Origin of the sequence: Glaciimonas sp. PAMC28666, assembly GCF_016917355.1 — a bacterium.
Classification (GTDB): Bacteria; Pseudomonadota; Gammaproteobacteria; order Burkholderiales; family Burkholderiaceae_D; genus Glaciimonas.
Window position 1 is genome coordinate 3,849,964 of record NZ_CP070304.1, and the last position, 21,548, is coordinate 3,871,511.

General features: G+C 55.0%; 21 protein-coding genes. 15 read left to right on the forward strand and 6 right to left on the reverse strand.

The features are described 5' to 3' along the window. Window positions 1-166: 166 nt before the first annotated feature. The gene (locus JQN73_RS16350) at window positions 167-496 is read left to right on the forward strand and encodes a CzcE family metal-binding protein (RefSeq protein ID WP_205319893.1); all 330 of its coding nucleotides are present in this window, start codon (window positions 167-169) and stop codon (window positions 494-496) included. 122 nt (window positions 497-618) lie between these two features. Here JQN73_RS16350 and JQN73_RS16355 read toward each other — a convergent pair whose 3' ends face one another. Continuing rightward, on the reverse strand, window positions 619-1,515 hold the full coding sequence (locus tag JQN73_RS16355) for a LysR substrate-binding domain-containing protein (protein WP_205319894.1): 897 nt from the start codon (window positions 1,513-1,515) through the stop codon (window positions 619-621). 125 nt (window positions 1,516-1,640) lie between these two features. Between JQN73_RS16355 and JQN73_RS16360 the strand changes: the two genes are divergently transcribed. The 8 genes from JQN73_RS16360 to JQN73_RS16395 all read left to right on the forward strand — a co-directional run bounded on the left by JQN73_RS16360 (window position 1,641) and on the right by JQN73_RS16395 (window position 10,729). Continuing rightward, complete coding sequence (locus JQN73_RS16360; protein WP_205319895.1) at window positions 1,641-2,390, forward strand: SDR family NAD(P)-dependent oxidoreductase; 750 nt, start codon at window positions 1,641-1,643, stop codon at window positions 2,388-2,390. Window positions 2,391-2,440: 50 nt separating this feature from the next. Beyond that, complete coding sequence (locus JQN73_RS16365) at window positions 2,441-3,316, forward strand: sugar phosphate isomerase/epimerase (protein ID WP_205319896.1); 876 nt, start codon at window positions 2,441-2,443, stop codon at window positions 3,314-3,316. Beyond that, the gene (locus JQN73_RS16370; protein ID WP_205319897.1) at window positions 3,313-4,329 is read left to right on the forward strand and encodes a dihydroxyacetone kinase subunit DhaK; all 1,017 of its coding nucleotides are present in this window, start codon (window positions 3,313-3,315) and stop codon (window positions 4,327-4,329) included. The genes JQN73_RS16365 and JQN73_RS16370 overlap by 4 nt, the downstream gene beginning before the upstream one ends. Next, the gene (dhaL, locus tag JQN73_RS16375; RefSeq protein ID WP_205319898.1) at window positions 4,326-4,985 is read left to right on the forward strand and encodes a dihydroxyacetone kinase subunit DhaL; all 660 of its coding nucleotides are present in this window, start codon (window positions 4,326-4,328) and stop codon (window positions 4,983-4,985) included. The genes JQN73_RS16370 and dhaL overlap by 4 nt, the downstream gene beginning before the upstream one ends. Window positions 4,986-4,992: 7 nt before the next feature. After that, complete coding sequence (gene tkt / locus JQN73_RS16380) at window positions 4,993-7,023, forward strand: transketolase (RefSeq protein WP_240162299.1); 2,031 nt, start codon at window positions 4,993-4,995, stop codon at window positions 7,021-7,023. 123 nt (window positions 7,024-7,146) lie between these two features. Beyond that, the gene (gene rpiB, locus JQN73_RS16385) at window positions 7,147-7,614 is read left to right on the forward strand and encodes a ribose 5-phosphate isomerase B (RefSeq protein WP_205319899.1); all 468 of its coding nucleotides are present in this window, start codon (window positions 7,147-7,149) and stop codon (window positions 7,612-7,614) included. Between the two features lie 200 nt (window positions 7,615-7,814). Beyond that, window positions 7,815-8,864 carry a TRAP transporter substrate-binding protein gene (locus JQN73_RS16390; protein ID WP_370551250.1) on the forward strand — a complete coding sequence of 350 codons (1,050 nt, stop codon included), beginning with the start codon at window positions 7,815-7,817 and terminating at the stop codon, window positions 8,862-8,864. Next, on the forward strand, window positions 8,861-10,729 hold the full coding sequence (locus JQN73_RS16395) for a TRAP transporter large permease subunit (protein ID WP_205319901.1): 1,869 nt from the start codon (window positions 8,861-8,863) through the stop codon (window positions 10,727-10,729). The genes JQN73_RS16390 and JQN73_RS16395 overlap by 4 nt, the downstream gene beginning before the upstream one ends. A gap of 186 nt (window positions 10,730-10,915) precedes the next feature. On the opposite strand, the gene JQN73_RS16400 is transcribed toward JQN73_RS16395, so the two are convergent. From JQN73_RS16400 to JQN73_RS16415, 4 genes are all read right to left on the reverse strand, one after another. After that, window positions 10,916-11,173 (reverse strand): hypothetical protein, encoded by a 258-nt coding sequence (locus JQN73_RS16400; protein WP_370551251.1) that lies wholly within the window; start codon window positions 11,171-11,173, stop codon window positions 10,916-10,918. A gap of 8 nt (window positions 11,174-11,181) precedes the next feature. Continuing rightward, window positions 11,182-11,631 carry a ribonuclease H gene (locus JQN73_RS16405; protein WP_205319902.1) on the reverse strand — a complete coding sequence of 150 codons (450 nt, stop codon included), beginning with the start codon at window positions 11,629-11,631 and terminating at the stop codon, window positions 11,182-11,184. Window positions 11,632-11,841: 210 nt separating this feature from the next. Continuing rightward, complete coding sequence (locus JQN73_RS16410) at window positions 11,842-12,822, reverse strand: substrate-binding domain-containing protein (protein ID WP_205319903.1); 981 nt, start codon at window positions 12,820-12,822, stop codon at window positions 11,842-11,844. A gap of 103 nt (window positions 12,823-12,925) precedes the next feature. Then, the gene (locus JQN73_RS16415) at window positions 12,926-13,711 is read right to left on the reverse strand and encodes a transcriptional initiation protein Tat (protein ID WP_205319904.1); all 786 of its coding nucleotides are present in this window, start codon (window positions 13,709-13,711) and stop codon (window positions 12,926-12,928) included. A gap of 208 nt (window positions 13,712-13,919) precedes the next feature. Between JQN73_RS16415 and JQN73_RS22830 the strand changes: the two genes are divergently transcribed. Both JQN73_RS22830 and JQN73_RS16420 read left to right on the forward strand, forming a co-directional pair. After that, window positions 13,920-14,066: a c-type cytochrome gene (locus JQN73_RS22830; protein ID WP_370551367.1), complete on the forward strand. Its 147-nt coding sequence runs from the start codon at window positions 13,920-13,922 to the stop codon at window positions 14,064-14,066. Window positions 14,067-14,450: 384 nt separating this feature from the next. After that, window positions 14,451-15,263, forward strand: coding sequence for an SDR family NAD(P)-dependent oxidoreductase (locus JQN73_RS16420; RefSeq protein ID WP_205319905.1), 813 nt, complete (start codon window positions 14,451-14,453; stop codon window positions 15,261-15,263). A 324-nt stretch (window positions 15,264-15,587) separates the two neighbouring features. Here JQN73_RS16420 and JQN73_RS16425 read toward each other — a convergent pair whose 3' ends face one another. Beyond that, complete coding sequence (locus JQN73_RS16425) at window positions 15,588-16,496, reverse strand: LysR family transcriptional regulator (protein WP_205319906.1); 909 nt, start codon at window positions 16,494-16,496, stop codon at window positions 15,588-15,590. A 116-nt stretch (window positions 16,497-16,612) separates the two neighbouring features. Between JQN73_RS16425 and JQN73_RS16430 the strand changes: the two genes are divergently transcribed. The 4 genes from JQN73_RS16430 to JQN73_RS16445 all read left to right on the forward strand — a co-directional run bounded on the left by JQN73_RS16430 (window position 16,613) and on the right by JQN73_RS16445 (window position 21,533). Next, entirely contained in the window at window positions 16,613-18,340 is a 1,728-nt protein-coding gene (locus tag JQN73_RS16430; protein ID WP_205319907.1) for an FAD-dependent monooxygenase, read from the forward strand. Between the two features lie 493 nt (window positions 18,341-18,833). After that, window positions 18,834-19,304, forward strand: a complete 471-nt coding sequence (locus tag JQN73_RS22835) for a VOC family protein (protein WP_370551368.1) — start codon at window positions 18,834-18,836, stop codon at window positions 19,302-19,304. A gap of 14 nt (window positions 19,305-19,318) precedes the next feature. Beyond that, entirely contained in the window at window positions 19,319-20,182 is an 864-nt protein-coding gene (locus JQN73_RS16440) for a fumarylacetoacetate hydrolase family protein (protein ID WP_205319909.1), read from the forward strand. 91 nt (window positions 20,183-20,273) lie between these two features. Then, a complete protein-coding gene (locus JQN73_RS16445; protein WP_205319910.1) occupies window positions 20,274-21,533 on the forward strand; it encodes an MFS transporter in 1,260 nt (419 codons plus the stop codon). Window positions 21,534-21,548 lie beyond the last annotated feature (15 nt).

Sequence of the window (21,548 nt, forward strand, 5' to 3'; positions counted from 1 at the left end):
CATAAGCAATAGTCGGCTTTTTAATCTACGCGTATTATTATTTAAAAGACAATTAATTGTCATGAGGTAACGCAAATCAGCTGGTTGTAACCTTAGGGGACAAACGTCACGAATTAACTCGGAGCGTTGCGTCCAAAGTCATTCATCTTACTGTGGAGAGATTAAAATGAACGCTAAACAATTGATCGCGGTAGTTATCTTGTTGAGTGCTGGCGCTTCCAGTTTTGCCTCCCCTTTGCCCAGGATCGATCTACTGGGCGATCCGGCCCCGATATCAGCATCCACACGTACAATCGTCATTTCTCCAACGACCAGGTACGTCAACGTAACGGGGGGTGAAACGATAAAATTTATTGTAGGCAATCAGTCTTTTGCATGGAGTTTCGATGGCTCAACCAACGTAGCCTCCTTTGACTTGAACAGAACCGCGCCAGCGGGACTGCTCGATCATAAGGTAACCGCCTACGTTGCAGTCAATCCTTTGTATGTGCCTTGAGCGATGAGGGGCAGGTTTCCGCAAGTTTGGGAGCCTGCTCGCCGTTGCGTCAACCGGGAGCAAGTAGGTCACTACGAAACCGCACATCAAGTGCATCCAGCAGGTCGTGCCTGACATCGTCTTTATTTACCGTTCGAAGCCGCCACGTGCTGACGCAGCCACGAAATAAAATGCGCGACTTCGGTACGATGTGCATGGCGTTCCGGGTAGACCATGAAATGCGCACGGACATCCAGCGCCCATGCCGGATGGAACACGGTACGCAAACGACCGGCCGCGATATGCGGTGCGGCAATCTCTGCGCTTTCGAGCGCAATCCCTAAACTGAGTACTGCCGCTTCCAGCGCGAGATAAGCGCGGTCGAACCGGAACGCAAAACGTTCGGGGCCACCGACGATACCGCGCGTAGCAAACCACACTGGCCATTGCACGACGCTGACGGTCGATTGAATTAACGGTCTTTGCAGTAAGTCTTCCGGTACATGAATCGGCTGCTTTGCGAGCAGGTCAGGGCTTGCAAGGGGAAGAATCTTCTCGTCGAACACTGGCTCTACAACCAGATTGGGCCAATGCGGGACGCCGTAGCGAATATCGATATCGACTTGCCCCAGCGCAAAGTCTGAATGGTTCGGTGAGGCCGACAGCGATAGCGAAATATCCGGATGGGCGCGCGCAAAACTTCCCAGGCGTGGCATTAGCCACAGACTACTAAAGCTAGGGCTGGCATGGACATACAGCGTGTTGCGAACGCCCTTGCGGACATCGGTGGTGGCGTTGCCGATTGCGCCCAGCGCACCAGCCACGCGCCCAAGATAGCGCTCTCCTGCATCACTGAGCGAAATGCCACGCGGGGAGCGCTCGAACAGAAGTACCCCAAGGAATTTTTCAAGTTTAGCAATCTGATGACTAATTGCCGAGGGGGTCAGATGCAGCTCGTCGGCGGCCTGTGAAAAACTCAAGCGCCGCGCAACTGCTTCAAATGTCACGAGCGTCGGGAGAGGAGGGAGGTCGGATTTCATAGTGCGCCGCAACATGAGTGGAATTAAACAGGTGCTTAGATTTTATCATTTGTGTTCATCCCATACATCAATGAATATCTCAGTCAGGTAGTCCAAACATTTGCACAAATAAAGGAGCTTGACCCATGTTACTCGCAGACCGTGTGGCAATTATTACCGGCGGTGCCGGCCCGAATGGATTGGGTTTTGCCACGGCGCGCATGATGGCGGCGCAAGGTGCCCGCATCGTGATTCTTGATTTGGAGGGCGCCAATCCGGCTGGGGCCGCGGCAGAACTTGGCCCACAGCATATGGGTGTGGTGGCGGATGTTACCGATAAAGCACAGTGCGATGCAGCAGTGCGCGCCGTAGTTGCACAATTCGGTCGGGTCGATATTCTGTTTAACAATGCCGGTATTACCCAGCCTCGTAAGACACTTGATATTTCCGGAGATGACTTTGAGGCCGTGCTGGATGTCAATCTGCGCGGTACGCTGTACATGTCGCAAGCGGTTCTTCCGACCATGCAACAACAAAAGAGCGGTGCGATTGTATGCACTTCTTCCGTCTCGGCGCAGCGCGGCGGTGGCATCCTCGGCGGTCCGCATTATTCTGCTGCCAAAGCGGGCATTCTCGGTCTGGCACGCGCTATGGCACGCGAATTTGGCGGCTACGGCATCCGCATCAATTGCGTCACGCCCGGCCTGATCGCAACCGATATCAACCGTGGCCTGATTCCGGATGACCGCATGGGCGCAATACTGGAACAAATTCCTCTGAACCGTATCGGCAATCCAAACGATGTCGCAGGAGCAGTGGTGTTCCTGGCAAGCGATCTGGCTGGCTATTGCACCGGGGTCACGCTGGACGTCAACGGCGGCATGCTGATTCACTGATCGTGCCCTCCAGTTTGCATATAAACCCATCGAAAGGTAACTGCCCGCTCATGGATACACGCATTATCTCGATCTCCGCTGCGCCGTACGACGGCTACGTCTTCCCAAAAGTGCTGGAAAGCCTGGCATCGTGTGGGGCCAGATACGTTGAGCCCGCGTTCATCGTCGGTTATACCGAGCCTTTTGATGAAACGGCCTTTACACCAGCCCAGGCGCAACTCTATGCAAACTGGCTCACCCAGAGCGGCATAGGTTGCTATGCGTTTTCCTCGCATATCGATCTTGGCGGTCCGGACGCAGTCAAGGTTTTCACTGGCCGGATGGATTTCGCCGCCCATCTTGGTGCCAGAGTAATTAACACAAACGCCGCTGCGCGTAGCAATAGTGCTAGCTTCTTCAAGAACATCGAAGTGCTGGCGCGCCATGCTGAACAGCTAGATATGATTATTGGTCTGGAAAATCCGGGCGACGGTAGCGATAATCTTTTCAATACCGCGCAAGACGGTATTACGCTGCTGGCGCAAATCGGTCACCCACGCGTGCGCCTGAACTATGATGCCGGAAATACCATTTCGCATCGACCACCGCACCAACCGCATGGCGTCAACCCCGCCAATGATGCATTGTTGGCCATGCCGGGTTGTGGCTACACCCACATCAAGGATGTGCGAGTAACAAATGACGGCTATTTCTTCGTTCCGCTGGGTGAGGGCGACATTGACTGCGCCGCCATCCTATCGGCTGTGGCGCAAACGTCGCTGAACCTGTCGATCGAAATGCCGTTGCGTTTGCACCGCGCATCCAACGCTCAGCCACGACGTAACAGTCAACCGGTGCCGCTCGTCGAACTTGAGACTGCTATTAAATCCGCACTCGATTTCGTCAAGCGCAATCTTGGCTCACAACCAGCCGGGGTTGCCGCATGAATCGTGTGATTAATCATCCTGATATGGTCGTTGAGGATATGCTCAAGGGCATACTCCTGGCGCATCCTGAATTAGTTGTCAGTGCAAGTAACCCGCGTGTCGTCAGACACCGCAGCGCGCCGCGCTCCGGCAAGGTCGGTATCGTCACCGGTGGCGGCTCGGGCCATGAACCTGCCTTTATCGGTTATGTCGGCGAGAACCTGATCGATGCGGTTGCGGTCGGTGAGATTTTTTCTTCGCCCACAGCAAAAAGTTTTTTTGATGCAATGAAGGCAGCCGACGGCGGTGCTGGTGTTGCCTGTCTGTACGGTAATTACGCCGGTGACAACATGAACGTCAAGATGGCGCTCAAGCTTGCAGAACGCGCCGGGATGGTCGTCAAGACCGTGGTGGCAAACGATGACGTCGCCTCGGCACAAAAAGGTGAGGAAGCACGACGGCGCGGCGTAGCCGGTGAAATCCTGATGTGGAAAATTGCTGCAGCGCATGCCGCCCAAGGTGCATCGCTGGATGCGGTAATTGCGGTCGCACAAAAGACTATCAGCCGCACGCGCAGTATCGGCATCGGTTTGTCGGCATGCACCATCCCGGCCGTTGGCAAAGCTAACTTTGCCATTGCTGAGGGCAAGATGGAACTCGGCATCGGTCACCATGGTGAGCCGGGTGTGAATGTGACAGACGTTGTACCCGCGGCGGAGATGGCAAGCACTATGGTGGATGCCATCCTGGCTGACTTGCCGACGAAAAATGGTGACCGCGTCGCAGTTTTGTTATCAGGGCTGGGTGCGACCACGCTGATGGAGCAATACATCCTCTACGCCGGCGTACACGCTGTGCTCGAAGAGCGCGGCCTGACCGTAGTGGTGCCGTTAGTCGGCAACCTGTTCACCTCGCTGGAAATGATGGGGGTGACGCTGACCGTCTTATTGCTTGACGATGAACTGGAGCAGGGCCTGCGCTATCCCTGCGCATCAATCGGCATCACGGTGCTGAAATCTGCGGAAACGTCATGAATAAATCTATCTTGACAATCGAATTGCGCACCGCTGGCGAAGTGGTGCTGGACCTGATTGAAATCATTAACGCTAATCGCGTCTACTTGAGCGAAATCGATGGCGCGATTGGTGACGGCGATCACGGCATTAATATGAGCAAGGGCTTCTCGATGTGCCGCGATCGATTGGTTGCCACGACCAATCTGCCAGGCCTGGCAGAAGCTTTCGATGTCCTCGGCTTGACATTGCTGGAGGATATCGGCGGCTCAATGGGCCCGCTCTATGGCTCCTTTTTTCTGGCCTGGGCGGACACGCTCAACGGACACGCGGACATGGATGCCACGCTGTTCGGCGATGCACTGAAGAAATCGCTCGAAGCGGTTCAGGACATGGGCGATGCCAAGGTTGGCGACAAGACCTTGATCGATACCCTGTCACCGGCGTGCGATGCGTATGCTGCAGCGCTGGCTGCGGGCTCGGATTTTGATGCGGCGCTGGCCGCGATGATGCACGCAGCGGAAGCAGGGAAGGAATCGACTCGGGCGCTGCAGGCGCGCATTGGTCGCGCCAGTCGACTCGGCGCACGTTCAATTGGCGTGCTCGATGCGGGTGCAACTTCATGTTTCCTGCTGTTGCAGTCGTTAGGCACGTCTTTGCAGCGCCGCCTGCACTGAGCATCGCATGGGCAAATCCGAAAACATGGTTATGCACTCTGACTCCACCCTCGCCAATGCCATTCGGGCCTTGTCGATGGACGCGGTTCAGCAGGCAAATTCAGGCCATCCCGGTATGCCAATGGGCATGGCTGACATCGCAGTCGCATTGTGGCACCGTCACCTCAAACACAATCCGCGCGATCCGCACTGGCCTGACCGTGATCGTTTTGTTCTGTCCAACGGGCACGGCTCGATGTTGTTGTATAGCCTGTTGCACCTGACCGGTTATGCGTTGCCGATTGAAGAAATCAAGCGCTTTCGCCAACTCCACAGCAAGACCCCGGGCCATCCGGAATATGGCTATACACCAGGTGTCGAAGTCACCACTGGTCCGCTCGGGCAAGGCTTGGCGAATGCCGTCGGCATGGCACTGGCCGAACGCATTCTGGCGACCGAATTCAATCGCGACGGCTTTGCGGTCGTGGATCACCATACCTACGTGTTCATGGGCGACGGTTGTCTGATGGAGGGCATCAGCCATGAAGCTTGCTCGCTGGCGGGGACGTGGGGCCTGTCCCGGCTGATCGGCTTTTATGATGACAACGGTATTTCCATCGATGGCGATGTTACGGGCTGGTTCACCGACGACACGCCGGGACGCTTCGAAGCGTATGGCTGGAACGTGATCCGCGATGTTGACGGCCATGACGTGGACAAGGTGGATGCGGCGATTCGCGCTGCGAAATTACAGTCCGCCAGACCAACACTCATTTGCTGCAAAACTGTCATCGGACAGGGTTCTCCCGCCAAGGCTGGTACACATCACAGTCACGGCGCTCCGCTAGGTATTGCGGAAGTGGCTGCTACTCGCGCTGCAATTGGCTGGAATTATCCACCCTTTGAGATCCCGCAACGGGTACGCGACGAATGGGATGCTTGCACAGTAGGCGCGCAGCATCAGGAACGATGGAATGTCTTGATGGCGGCGTATCGGACCGCGCATCCGGCTTTGGCCGCTGAGTTTGAGCGCCGCCAGCGCGGCGAGCTGGCATCTGAATGTGTGTCCCGGATAGCACAGGATATTCGTGCGATCCAGTCGCAGGCGGAAAACATCGCCACCCGTCAGGCTAGCCAGAATGCGATCCAGACGTTTGCACCGCTGATGCCGGAGCTGGTGGGCGGGTCCGCCGATTTGGCTGGATCCAACCTGACACTGTGGAAAGGCGCGCTTGGGTTTACCCCTGCAACGGGCGGCAACTATCTGCACTACGGCGTACGTGAATTTGGCATGGCGGCGATTATGAACGGTATCGTCTTGCACGGCGCGCTGCGCCCATTCGGAGGCACCTTTCTGATGTTTTCGGAATATGCGCGCAACGCTTTGCGTATGGCCGCGCTCATGAAATTGAATACGATCTACGTGTTCACGCATGATTCGATCGGACTGGGGGAAGATGGGCCGACGCACCAACCGGTCGAGCAGATCGCCACTTTGCGCATGATTCCGAACATGGATGTATGGCGTCCTTGTGACTCTGTGGAAACAATGGTGGCCTGGCAGGCGGCGCTGGAACATCGCCACACTCCCACCGCGCTGATTTTGAGTCGTCAAAATTTGCCATGCCAGTCGCGCACAGAACCGCAGATCGCAGAAATACGCAAAGGTGCGTATGTGCTGCGGCGTGAGGCTGGGACTCTGCAGGCCGTGCTAATCGCCACCGGCTCGGAAGTGGAGCTGGCGATCCAGGCGCAGACGCTGCTGGCACAGAGCAAGATATTTGTTCGCGTCGTATCGATGCCGTCACCATTTGCCTTCGACCGTCAGGACCTGATTTACCAGAACATGTTGCTACCGCTAAGCGTACCAACCATCGCTATCGAAGCCGGGATTAGCGATTACTGGCGCAAATATGTGGGTCGGCAGGGTGCCGTGATCGGAATCGATACTTTCGGCGAATCTGCGCCCGCGTCTGATCTGTATCGACACTTCGGGCTGACCACCGCACGCATCGTTGAGACCACCTTAAAACTACTGACGCAGAGCCAGCAATCATGAGCTGCATTCAGAACATTTGCCATTCCGACTACCCGCCTGAAGAGTGGCTGCAGGCGGCTGGAACCGACCGCCGACCAAACGAGTCTTTAACTCGGGCCGAAATTACCATTTAAAGGAAATAACATGCACATAGCAATAGGATGCGACGAAGCCGCTTACGACATGAAGGAAAGTATCAAGCATCATCTGGAAGCGCATGGCGTCACGGTGACCGATTTTGGTACACATGACAGCAAGCCTGTGGCCTATCCGGACATCGCGTTCGAAGTGGCGCAACGGGTCGCCGACGGTACTTTCCCGCGTGCAGTGCTGCTGTGCGGTACCGGCATCGGGATGGCGATTTGCGCTAATAAAGTACCGGGCATTCGCGCCGCGCAATGTCACGACACTTATTCTGCCGAACGTGCTATCAAAAGTAACAATGCGCAGATCATCACAATTGGTGCCCGCGTGGTGGGTGGCGAATTGGCCAAGCTGATTGTCGACACCTGGTTGGCGGCGGAATTTGATGGCGGTCGCTCATTGCCGAAAGTGGAAAAAATTGCCGCGTATGAAATGCAAATGCATGACAATCATGGCGCTTCGCGCTGATAATATGCAGGCCTTGATTAGCGACGACGGATTCCATCCACACTGTCGCCAGATTGTCTTGCAGGAAAAGTGATGGCGGGGTTAGTTACCGGCGGAAGATAGTTTTTAGCGGGAAGTTAATCGCATAGTAATCAATAGCAAGCTGTAGCAAATTCAAGTTGTAATGTTTGATGTACACCATAAAATTATAATTCAAGGAGATGAGCATGGACGATAAGAAATGTTTAACTACGAGTGGCGCAACGCGGCGTAAACTGCTTACTTACGGTGCAGTCGGGATCGCACTGCCGATGTCGGCATTGGTTTCCAAATACGCACACGCCGCAGAATTCAACTATAAGTTTGCCACAGGCCAGGACCCGACTCATCCGGTGAATAAACGTGCCCAGGAAGCCATTGATCGCATCCGCGAAGGCAGCAATGGCCGTATGAGCATCAAACTGTTCCCTGCTAACCAGCTCGGCTCCGATACCGATCTGCTTGCGCAAATCCGTAACGGTGGAGTGGAATTTTTTAACATTGCCGCATCGATACTGGCAACCCTGGTACCAGCCGCCGGCATCGTCAATACAGGCTTTGCATTTTCCAACTATGACGAGGTCTGGAAGGCCATGGACGGTGACCTCGGCAAATACATTTACGCTCAGGTAGAAAAAGTTGGCGTGCTGAACATGTCCCGTTCCTGGAATAACGGCTTCCGCCAGATTACCTCCTCGACCAAGCCCATACGCACACCGGAAGATTTGCGCGGCATGAAATTGCGGGTACCAGCGGCACCGATTTTGACCTCGTTGTTTCAGTCCCTTGGTGCCGGTCCGACCCCCATCAATTTCAATGAAGTGTATTCGTCATTGCAAACAAAACTGGTTGAAGGTCAGGAAAATCCTTTGCCAATCATCGCCACCGCGCGCCTGTATGAAGTACAAAAATATTGCAGCATGACCAGTCACGTGTGGGATGCCTATCTGGTTCTTGGCAATCGCCGGGCGTTCCAGAAGCTGCCAGCAGACTTGCAGACGTTGGTCATGAAGGAATTTGATCGGGCGGCTGTCGAGGAGCGTGCCGACATTGCGCGGTTGAGCGATACATTGCGCCAGGATCTCACCAGCAAGGGCTTGCAATTTATCGATGTAGACAAAAATGCTTTCCGCAGCGCTCTCCGCAAGACCAGTTTTTACAATGACTGGAAAGTGAAGTTCGGTGATCAGGGCTGGAACCTCTTGCAGAAGTACGCTGGAGAACTTGCATGATTGCCGCTGATCAGCATTTCGACACCTTGCGGCAAGGTCGTCTCGCCGGTCTTGCCAAGGCAGAAAAGGCGCTGGGTAATGTAGTTGAAGCACTTGCAGCGCTTGCGGTATGCGCCGAAGTCGTCATCTTGCTGATCAGCGTTTTTTCCCGGTTTGTTCTGCACCAGCCATTGGTCTGGGCAGACGAACTGGCTTCAACGGTATTCTTGTGGCTAGCGATGTTTGGCGCGGTTGTGGCTTTGCGGCGCGGGGAGCACATGCGAATGACGGCGCTGGTCAACAAGTTGTCACCAGCGTGGCGCGCACGCGCAGAAGCCATTGCAGTCGGTACACCGTGCTTGTTCATTGCCATCCTGCTGTGGCCGGCGATTGATTACGCAATGGGCGAGTGGGTGGTCGAAAGCCCGGCGTTGGGCTTGCATGGAACGGTACGTGAAGCGGCGCTCGCTGTTGGTTGCTTTCTGATGCTGGCCGTGTCCGGTGTGCGTCTGGCCCGTCATCGCATGCGTGACATGGTGTTCGTGGTAATCACTCTGGTGGTGATCGCTGCATTGTTGTATGCGTTCAGCGGACCGCTGCAAGGGATGGGAAACTGGAGCCTGGTAGTGTTCTTTGTGCTGATATTGGGCGCAGGTGTCCTGTCTGGCGTGCCGATCGCATTCTGTTTTGGTCTGGTAACCGTCGCTTATCTGCTCTGCACGACTTCAACACCACTTGAGGTGGTGCCCGGTCGTATCAATGAAGGTATGAGCTCGCTCATCCTGCTGGCCGTGCCGCTATTCATTCTGTTGGGACAGCTAATCGAAATGACGCAAATGGCCAAAGCGATGGTCGCGTTTTTGGCGTCGCTGCTGGGTCACGTGCGCGGCGGTCTGTCCTACGTGCTTTTAGGTGCAATGATGTTGGTGTCGGGTATCTCGGGTGCCAAAACTGCCGATATGGCAGCGGTCGCACCGGTACTGTTCCCCGAGATGAAAAAGCGTGGCATGGACGAGGGTGAACTGGTGTCGCTCCTGGCCGCCTCGGGCGCGATGGCAGAAACCATTCCACCTTCGCTAGTGTTGATTACCATCGGCTCGGTCACCGGTGTTTCGATTGCCGCGTTATTCACTGGTGGACTTTTACCGGGTGTGATACTGGCGCTCATGCTGGCAATTCTGGCGCGCCAACGTATCTCTGAAAAGAACTTGAAAGACGTCAAGCGCGCATCGCTGGACGTCGTGTTGCGCAGTTTTGTGGTGGCATTGCCAGCGCTCGCGATCCCGGTGCTAATCCGCACAGCGGTAGTGGAGGGCGTTGCCACGGCGACAGAAGTTTCCACGATCGGAATAGCCTATACCGTCATCGTCGGGATACTGGTGTATCGGAAATTCGACTGGAAGCGGGTCTATCCGATGTTGGTGGAAACGGCTTCTCTATCGGGTGCAATCCTCTTCATTATTGGTACAGCAACTTGCATGGCCTGGGCGCTGACGCAATCAGGTTTCTCGCAAGACCTGGCACATATCATGTCCTTGGTGCCGGGTGGTCGCTGGGGCTTTTTGCTGATTTCCATCGCCACCTTCATCGTACTGGGGAGTGTGCTGGAAGGTATTCCTGCGATGGTGCTGTTTGGACCGTTGTTGTTTCCGATTGCGCGACAAATTGGCGTACACGAGGTGCACTATGCCATGGTCGTGATCCTTGCAATGGGCATCGGCTTGTTCGCCCCGCCGTTCGGTCTCGGCTACTATAGCGCATGCACAATTGGTAGGGTTAGTCCGGATGCCGGCATGCGCAGAATCTGGCCTTATCTTGGCGCACTGCTGGTAGGGTTGCTGATTGTGGCGGCGATCCCGTGGCTCTCGATCGGCTTTCTTTCGTAATCGGAGCGATTCAAAATAAGTCTGCTGCGGGGAAAATTACGACGGACTGCTGCTGAACGCTGCAGCCGATTCCGTCGCATGTTCTTAATGCAAGATTCTCAATGCTGAAAGCGCATGCGCTTGAAATCAGAATCAACATACTTGGTGCTGATTCTGATCACGTCGCTAGGTAACATCGGCATACGTTTATGCTTCGAGGGGTGTTCCGTTACTTAAATTGATGCGTTTAAGTCGTTGCCCGTGTATACCCCACACGCAATCGATCCCATCCACCGTGCCACACAGTGCCCAGCCGTTTCCGATTTTTTTCGCCACCACCTGGGTGTCGATTTCAGCTGCCAAACGTCCAGCCCAACCGGTTGCGGCGCCTTGTCCTTTGAAAAGTTCATTGCCTTCAATAACGACAGTGGCATCGAAAACGGGTACCGCAAATATTGTCATCATATTCTTCCTTAAGCCGCTTTGCTGCGCGCTATTGCAAGCGCCTCGCCAACCAGCACATCGGCTTGCTCATTATATTTGTCACCGCTATGACCTTTGATCCAGCGCGTAGTAACCTTGCGCGCATCCGCTACCTGATATAGCCGTTTCCATAACTCCAGATTCGCCACGACCTCTTTTTTTGAGTTACGCATACCGTTTCTTTCCCATCCGCTGCGCCACTCGGTTAAGCCTTTGAGGACGTACTGGCTATCCGACACCAGTTCAACTTTGGAATCCGCAGGAATGAGCGAAAGACCCTCTATCGCGGCAGTTAGCTCCGCAATCTGGTTGGTGCCTTGCCCAATGAATCCTTTGTGGTGCGATATAACTTTGTCAGGGGTAATAACGACCGCTCCCCAGGCCGCAGGGCCGGGATTAGAAGGGGCCGCGCCACCATCCGTGTAGACAATCCAACTCATCCAAATTTCCTTTATGTTCTTTAATTAATGACAATGCGAGAATGAATCCGGCTGGCGAATGATCTCTGCAAACCATGATACTCCGCGAGCGTATGCAAATGGATAATCACACATAGCGTCACGGAGGTGTCCCAAATTGGTTAAGATCCATCCCGCCGGTATAAAAACCAGGTGACGATGCATTATCTCACCTCCTATCTCACGATGACGTTACTTGCCAGTATCCTTGCCAATGTCCTTGCCGGTATCCTTGTCGGTATCCTTGTTGTAACGTTTAAAACCGTACCTTTCGAAGATGCCAATGGCAGATGGCGACCGGATAAAAACCAACCATTCATTGGCCGCTGTCGCGTGGGCGGCTCCCGCTACCACGGCACCGGCATAGATTGCTGTCGTGTTGAAACCATCAGAAATATCGACATGCGAAATCGCATTGCCGACCTGCTCTTGAAATATCGCTTCCGACTTCCATGTTACGCCCGCGTCCGCAATGCCTTGCATTAGAAAGAGCGGTGTCTGACGATGGTGGATATGGGTTAAGACTGTCGTTCCTGCCTTCACCTTACTGTCGTAGACAGCGGCTTCCAAAGCAATGCCACCTGCTTTTCTGAGCGACGCTTTGATTTGTCGCACAACGCCTTCGAACTCGGGATTTGGCATCGCTAGCCGCACGTCCGGCTTGCCAAGATCATTCAGGCTTTGGACTTTCCCTGGATTGCCTTTGGCAATCATAATCGTCAGTTGATTGGTAACGTAGGGAATAGCGGGTCCACCAAGCAGGCCCTCCTTTATCAGGTCGTTGACTTCCTGGAGTCCTGCAAAGTAGGCGTCAGGCTTCACCGTCCAGGTCATGTTTCCTGATGTAATGGTGCCACCGGCTTTCATCTGCTTTACCAGCAGGCCGGGCGGAATCGTTTCCCAGTAAATCCGGCCGACATACGCTGGATTTTCCAACTCGAACTGCTTGACCAAAGGAGCCATGGCGAAAAAGTAGTTACCACCGACGAATAGAACCAGCTTCGGATTCGACAAATTGCCGTGAAAATCGGCAAGCACATCGACCTGAGGAACGGTAAATTCCAGACCGCGTTCAGTCGCGTCGTTATTCTCTCCATGCTGCCATGGCGGAAACACGACCCGCTCGGATGCCGTCGGCGCCGTAGGTGCGTCAGCATAGGCAGATGTGGTCATGGTCGTCAATAGTGAGCATCCGAAGAGAACGATCCAGGCGAGGCATTTTGTCCGGCCTGCTGCTCGTGCTGCTCGTGCTGTGTGTGCTGCGGTGGCGCAGTGGTCACTTCGCATAATGGAAACCAGCCAGTTGCAACTCGGGGAGAGTCCCCACTGCGCCCGGGGTCAGGATCACGCCGGGTATCAGGTGATTGGTGAGGTCTGCCGCCAACGCCTCGTGCGAGAGTTTGTCGGGATTTTGTCCGGACGCGAGCAACTTCTCCGCGATTTCCCAGATTGCGTTATGGCAGGACAAAAAGATCACACCACGCCGTTGCAGCGCGACGATACTGTTATCCTTGGGAGAAAATACCCCATCGGCGCGCTCATAATCGCTTGCATCCAAAGCCGCTGCAGGCTGATCGACGATGAGGGAGTTGGTCGAAAATTTGTCTCCGGCATTCTTCGCGAGTTCATATTTGTTCCATGTCGCCTGGTCGAACAGCGCCAGATGTGCTGACCCGTGCGTGGCAGATACGACCAGAAAATCAGGATGTCGAAACGCCCAGATCTGGGCGTTGAGTGAATTGCGCATCAGATTGAGCCAGGGACCACCAAGTTCCGTGTTATCCCACACCTGCTTGTACTTGCTGCGATAGCCGATGACTTCTGTCAACGCTTCATGATCCCACTGGTCCCGCGCATTGAGGATCATCGGCACAGTCTTGAAGTCTCTGCGGCGTGGTGCCTGATCCAGACGCTGCTTGAGCGCCCGCAATCCGGAAGCACCGGCAGGCAGCAAATTGGCGGCCGCGCCATCTGCAGCAGCGGTGTGGCTGGCAACCATGACGGCGCCAGCTGCGATGCCGAGCTTTCTTAATGCGCTCCGACGATTATTCTTTTCATTCATTAAATTGTCCTATCTCGTTGCGGTGTTCATCGAAGCCAACATTGGCCTGATAACGAAAGCGTTGCGTCAGTTTCAAGCGCACTCGTCGGGTCGGGCGTGGTCATTTCAGTTGACCTGATGCAGATTATGTCAGACGTTTGCGTAAGTAGGTTGCCTGCGGCTTGATGCGGGCCGAAAATCCGACTCGGCGCCATTATGGGCAGCGTTCATCCACTATCCTGCCTTTCGCGCTAAAACCGGAAAAGTAGATACGTTGGCTTCGCGTATACAGGGTTGCTTTGAATTCAGTATGAACGGAAAACCTCCTCCCGCTGACAGCGATGTCATTACGGCACTCCAGACGTATGCATTTTAGCTTGCGCAAGGCGCACCTGTCGGTACTCCTGTGGCGGGTGGCGGCTATCTTAAATTCAAGAAACCTGCTCAATCGGCCGACTATGCAAGAGGCGAAAAAATTTATACTCAAAATGTGCTTTAACCGCAAGAAATATCATGACTCTAATGATTCCATGTACGGACGTAAGGTCAACGAACGGGTATTAGGAGCGCCTTACCAAAATTGAGCGCCTTTATTGTGCTGCGGTCAGGACTCGCATGCGTTGTAGTCAATACAAACGGAACGTGTATGGTCTGCCATCCGTTTCCCGGGCAAATCCGGTATGCTTGAGGTTGCTTGAGGTTGCTTGAAGAGCGCGTGCGCCACGCAGCCTCCCTATTATCATATTCACAAAGGAAAAATATGAATTCGCATTCTACCTCCCGGGTTGCCGTCGTCACCGGAGGTGCCCGGGGAATTGGACTGGCCATCGCCGAATGGTTTCTTAGTCATGACTACAAGGTCGCCATGTTGGACCGCGAAAGTGCAATCCTGGACCTGGCAGTGACAAAGATTGGCCGTCCCGACGATGTGCTGGCGGTGCATTGTGATGTGTCCGATCCGGCGCAGGTCGACCGGGCCGTCAAAGAGGTGATCGCCAGGTTTGGCCATGTTGATGCGCTGATTAACAACGCCGGCGTAGCCATTTTCAAGCCAACGCTGGAGATGTCGTTCGATGAGTGGCGTGCCATCATGGCGACGAATCTGGATGGCGTATTCCTTTGCTCTCAAGCCTTCGGCTCGCTGATGGTGAACGATGGCGGTGGCGCTATCGTCAACATCGCATCGATCTCCGGTCTGAGAGCCAGCACGCTACGCATGGCGTACGGTACCAGCAAGGCTGCACTTATTCACATGACCAAGCAGTACGCGGTCGAATTCGGCAGTGTCGGGGTTCGTGTCAATGCTGTGGCACCGGGACCGGTCGAAACCGAAATGGCAAAGCTGGTACACAGCGCAGCGATCCGTTCAGATTATTATGACGCGATCCCATTGGGCCGTTATGCCACCACCGAAGAGATGGCCAACGTGGTTGGATTTCTTTGCAGCGACGAGGCCAGCTATGTCAACGGACAAGTCATAGCAGTTGATGGAGGCTTCGACGCGACTGGTGTCGGCCTTCCGACACTGCGGCGGCAGAGGGTCGCGTCTGCGTCTGCGCGGACCGAGGACTGAAGGGCACCAAAATGTTTTAAGTGTTGTCCGCAGCACGGTTACGGCCCACGACCGACCATCGGTCGTGGGCCGATAGCTCATTCCCGAGGGATTTAAAGAGATCGGCTGTTGGATATCGGGCGACGATTCCTAAATAACCTTTTTACGCAATTTGCTTGCGTTATTGGCTGGCTTAGGTGAATCAGGGCTGGTCGGGGTTGCCTGTAGCGTTTACGTTCGGCCACCTGCAAAATGCGGGGGGTAACAAAAAATGGACGGAAATTGAAATTTCAATTGCGCCCATTGCAGCGGCGCACCAGGGCATCAATCAGGTCCTCAATCATGTCAGCCGCTGTTATAAAGTCCATTCGCCTTGCGTATAAACAGGTCCGAAAGTTTCTCCGCGGAGGGTGTCAGCGGAATGCCTGATCGCGTAATCAGGACCACATCCGGTGCGGGAAAATCATTGGTCAACTCTATCGGAAAAATGAGCTCATTAATGACTGCCGCCTCCGCCCACTGCTGGGGTACCATGGCTATCGCGTCGGTATTGAGCATCAAGACCAGCATGCACATTTGCGAATCGACGCGGGTGATGCGGGTCGGAGCTTCCAGACCGTGTGACTGAAACAGTTCTTCCAGATCTTGCTCGGGGCGCTGCCTGAGTCCTCCGCAAAGCCACATGGAATTCTGCAGATCCTTTAAGGTTTTTGCCTGCATTAACGGATGTCCTCTGCGTGCAAAAACAAAGCGCCTGTTATGAAATAACAGATTCCTTTGAAAGCTACGGTGCACCGTTTCACCGACCAGTCCACCAATGTAAAAATCCAGTCGGCCATCCCGTAATAATGGTTCCGCATCGGGGAAAGTCGCCTCCATCAAATGCAGCCTTACCTTCGGGTAAAGTTTTGTGAAAGTCTGATAGACGGGCGGTAACAAGGCAAGGATGGGAGGACTGGAAAGGGCGATGAAGACGCGCCCTCCGATGTCCTTTCCCCAATTTTGCATTTCATCAATGCCTCTTTGAAACTCACCGAGCGCGCTGCGCGAACGGATCAGAAATCGTTCTCCTGCCGGCGTTAACAACACGCCGGTCGTGTGCCTTTCCAACAAGGGCACGCCTAAAAAATTTTCCAGTTCCCTCAGACTGCGCGATAAAGCTGGTTGCGCCAGTCCGAGTTCCCGTGCGGCCCCCCGAATGCTGCGGGCCTCCGCGATGGCGACGAAATCGCGGAAATGGTGAAATTTAAGCATATAACAAGTCCGTTATCAGTTGGACGATATTACCATCTTTTACACATCAAGCTTCCTGCTTAGAATCTGCCCTATACAAAAACAAGCGGAGGACATGATGAAGCAGATTTTGTTGCATGAAGATTCACGCAAACGTGATGTTGTCCAAGCGATACCGGCGCTCATCGGAGGCAATAATGGGTGAACTTCATACCGATGTGGCAATTGTAGGCGCGGGTCCGGCCGGATTAATGCTGGCCATCGAACTGGGATGTCGCGGCATAGAATGCGCGATATTTGATACGGCTGAACTGCCGCCCGTCAATCCCAAAGCCAATGCTTCGTCGGCGCGGACCATGGAACACTATCGGCGGCGCGGTCTGGCAGAACGTGTTCGTGCGGTTGGTTTGCCAGTTGACCACCCTCAGGACATCGTCTACTTCACGCGTCTCACCGGGTTTGAGCTGACGCGCTTTCGTGGTCCGTCCTCGGAACAGGCGCGTACGCGTAGCTATGTTGGCGATTTTGGAGCGCAGGCGTGGCCGTCTCCGGAATTGCCGCATCGCGGACAGCAGATGTTTATTGAAGCCATATTGCGGGACGAACTACGCGCTTATCCATCGATCAAAACGTTCTTCGGTTCTACCGTCAACAGCTTGAAAGAGGATGCCGATGGCGTTCATCTTGAAGTGAGCAGTAGCAACGCGCAGCATCCCGTTGTGATCAAGGCGGCTTATGTGGTCGGCTGCGACGGTGCACGCAGCGAAGTGCGCTGCGCAATGGGAACCAACTTTGCCGGTCACGGTGCGGAGCAACGCGCATTTTTTGGTGGGCAGATGGCCAGCATCTATATCCAGTCGGCAGAACTGGCAGCCCTGCTGCCGAAGGAAAAAGCCTGGCAATATTGGTTCGCCAATGGTCAGCGGCGCGGGGTGATGGTTGCCATTGATGGCGTCGACCGGTTTGGATTCGGAGTTCAGCTTGCGCCAGGACAGACACTTGAAGAACTGAATATTCCCGAGATCCTGAGCATGCTGGTCGGGCGCGACTTCGCGTTTACCTTGTTGAACCTGAATGCATGGACCGCAGGACATACCCTGGTGGCAGAGCGGTTTCGGGTTGGTCGCTGCTTTATTGCAGGCGACGCGGCACATCTATTCACGCCCACTTCAGGGATGGGATACAACACCAGCGTTGACGATGCCGTGAATTTAGGCTGGAAGCTTGCGGCCGTCATTCAAGGTTGGGGCGGGCCTTCCTTGTTGGATAGTTACGAGAGCGAGCGTCAGCCGATTGCCCGGCGCAACACCGCCTATGCGCGCTCGATGGCAGATAGCATGGCTGCGTTGGGCGCGCCAGCAAGTGTTGAAGACCCGGGCCCTGAGTCCGACGCAGTGCGCGAACAATATGGCGCGCTTTGCCTGGCGCATATCGCACGCGAATTCAACGTTCCGGGGCTGCAACTGGGTGTGCGCTATGAAAGCGCAGTGATAGCGAGTGAAACCACGCAGCCACCGGCCGACGACGCCACGCACTACGAACCATCTGGCTATCCAGGCGCACGCGCACCGCATGTTGTCGTTGCTGAGCAAGCCTTGTCCGATCAATTCGGTCGCGATTTCACCTTACTGTGCTTAAACGCGCATCAGCAGACCGATAATTGGAAAGAGGCTGCTGCGGCTTTGCAAATCTCTTTGAAGATAATCGTTTGCGACGCGCAGACAGCGCGCGACCTGTACGGTGCGGATCTGGTGTTGATCCGACCGGATTCTCACATCGCCTGGCGCGGTGTCAGCGCAAGCGAGGCCGAGGCGACATTGCGTTCTGCTACCTCCCTGGCTACTTCCCCGGCTGTTTCCCTATAAAGACCAACTTTGGAGTGTCCCAATGATCGCAATACAAGACATCGCTTATGTACGCTATGGCGCACCAGACCTCGACCTCATGCAAGCATTTCTTGAGGATTTTGGACTGCATTTAACGCATCGTTCAGAATCAACTCTTTACATGGGTGGGGCGTCTGACTCACCGTTTGTCCATGTGACCGAGCGCCGTGACCATGCCGTGCCTATCGGCTTCGGACTGCGCGCTAAATCTTTGGAAGATTTGCAGATTCTCGCTAGCAAGCTTGCGACTACAGTCGAAAAGAATTCGGCCCCGGGCGGCGGTGATGTCGTGCGCTTCGTCGATCCCGCTGGACTCAGCGTTGAGGTGGTATACGGACAAACGGCCGTGCAGAGCGGGCTGCCAGCATTACCGGTTCGCAAGCCGATCGCTGTCAATCGCAACGGTCAGCGCGAGCGCAACGGAACTGTGCGCCTTGCACCGGCACCATCCAATATCACACGCCTCGGCCATGTGGCGGTTCAGGTGAGCGATATCCCGCGTGTCGTAGATTTCTATACGAACACGCTCGGCTTTAAAATTTCCGACAGTTACTGGGCCGGTGCAAAAGACAATACCATCGCCGTGTTCTTGCATTGTGGCCTGGGGGAGCACTGGACAGATCACCATACGATCGCTCTCATTGCTGCGCAGGATAACCGCACGCGCTTCGATCACAGCGCTTTCGAAGTACTGGATCTCGACGATCTGATGCAGGGCAACGCCTTCCTCGCCCGACAAGGCCATCAGCACAGCTGGGGCGTTGGCCGACATATCCAGGGTAGTCAGATTTTTGATTATTGGCGTGATCCGTTCGGTAACAAAATCGAACATTGGACCGATGGTGACATGGTCAACGATGCCAGCCCGCTAACCCACGTTGAGCTGAATCCTGGCGAACTTGCACAGTGGGGTCCCGCTCTTTCACCATCATTTTTTGACTAACCGGAATATTCGAAATGAAATTAGTTACCTATCTCTATCGTGGATCCGTCTCCATCGGAAAAGTCATGGATGGCGAGATCATTGATTTTCCCGCCTCTGATCCGACGCTGCCACGCACTATGCTGGCGTTCCTGGAAATGGGGCCGCAAGCCATGGATCGGGCGCGCCAACTGAACGTTGGCAATGCCGTGACAGTCCCTTTTTCCGCGGCGACGTTGCTGGCACCCATTTCTAATCCGAGCAAATTCCTTGCAATTGGAATGAACTATCAAAAGCACGTAGAAGAGGCGCGCGAGGGCGGTCTCACGATTCCGAACGTGCAAGTCTGGTTTAACAAGCAGGTATCCTGTATCAACGGCCCCTACAACGCGATCCATATGCCCACTGTCTCGGACATGCTGGACTACGAGGTTGAGCTGGGTGTGGTAATCGGACGTCGTTGCCGCAATGTCAGCGTCGAGGATGCGCGTTCGGTAATTGCCGGATACATGGTGTGTAATGACGTCACCGTACGCGACTGGCAATTACGTTCGCCAACGATGACGATCGGAAAATCATTCGATACCACAGGCCCGACCGGACCCTGGATAGTGACCGATGACGAGATCGAAGATCCGCATGCTCTGACCATGCAGCTGTTCGTCAACGGCGAACAACGTCAACACGAATCGACTGCCGGCATGGTCTACAACATTTACCAGCAGATCGCCCATTTATCGACCGCCATGACATTGGAGCCGGGCGATATCCTGGCAACCGGCACTCCGTCGGGCGTTGGTATGGCCATGAAACCGCCGCAATTTTTAAAAGTTGGCGATGTAGTGCGTGCGCAGATCGATGCGATTGGCATGATAGAAAACACAGTCATCGCAGTCTGAGTGCGGGAAGGCGCCAAAGAGCGCCAGGCGCGGGAGCAGCAGACCCGCACTACACCAGCAATGTAAAAATAAAAAGTTCAGGAGACTAAGTATGAACGCCCCTCTGTCTATAAGCACCACCCGCGTGAGCGCCAGCAATCCGCAAAAAATATCGTTGGTCGCAGGCGCGATGATTGGCATGGCCGGCGGTTTCGCATCGCTGTACTTTTCCACGTTGACCGTGTTCCTCAAACCTATCGCCGCGATGTTCGGGTGGGGGCGTGGGCAACTTTCTGCAGTGGCGCTGTGTTCCATGATCGGCGCAGCGCTGGCCGCGCCAGTCGTCGGTAAGTTGATCGACCGCTACGGCGCACAACGCGTAATCGGTACCTCGGTGGTGCTGTTTGCCGCTGGGCTGGTCTGCCTGTCGGCACTGCCAGCCAGCTTGTTGGCGTTGAGCGTGCTGAGTTTTTTCCTTGGCGCTTTTGCTACGGCGACTACGCCACCCGGATATCTAAGCGCATTCCCGTTGCATTTTGACCGACGCCTTGGCACCGCATTGGGCTGCGCGATGATCGGCATCGGTATCGGCGCCGCAGCTTCCCCGTTGCTGGCACAGGCATTGATCAGCGCCCACGGTTGGCGTGAGGCTTATTTGTGGCTGGCAGGGTTAGCGCTCGGGCTTGGTTTACTGGCCAACTTGTTGTGTTTCGTGACCGGTCCACGGCAAACCCGCGCCGCGTCAGGCGGACCTGTTGGGCGCGGCTACGAGGGCCAGGATCTGCGGTCGGCACTCCGTACTCGTCAGTTCTGGTTGATTGCGCTATCGCTGGCGCTGGTATCGGCCGCCGGACTAGGCGCGATGATCCACCTGTTCTCATTTCTTACCGATCGTGGCATTGCTCCAGCGGTGGCCGCCGTAGCCGTGGCATCCGTCGGAATTGCGGCTGCCATCGGCCGTTTCGTCACCGGTATTCTGATGGACTTGCTGGCCGCGCGTATCGTTGCCGCTGGCGTATTCGTGCTCGCTGCTATCGGGCTGATAACGCTGGCGTTGAGTACCGGTGCAACCTCGATCATGACTTACGCGATTGCCGCCGCATGCTTCGGCCTTGCCATTGGTGCGGAAGGCGACATTATTCCGTTTCTGGCGCGCCGGTATTTTGGACGCAAGGCGTTTGCTTCGCTGTTCGGCTGTTTTTTTTCAGCCTACATGCTGGGCGCATTTGTCGGCCCTATTGCTTACGGCCTGGCGTTTGATCACTTGGGCGGCTATACCGTTGCGCTGGTCGCCGCCAGCATCGCCTGTCTGGTCGCTACATGCATGATGCTGGGAATCGGCCCTTATCGTTATGTCCCGGTACACCAGTAAATTCCCAATCGTTAA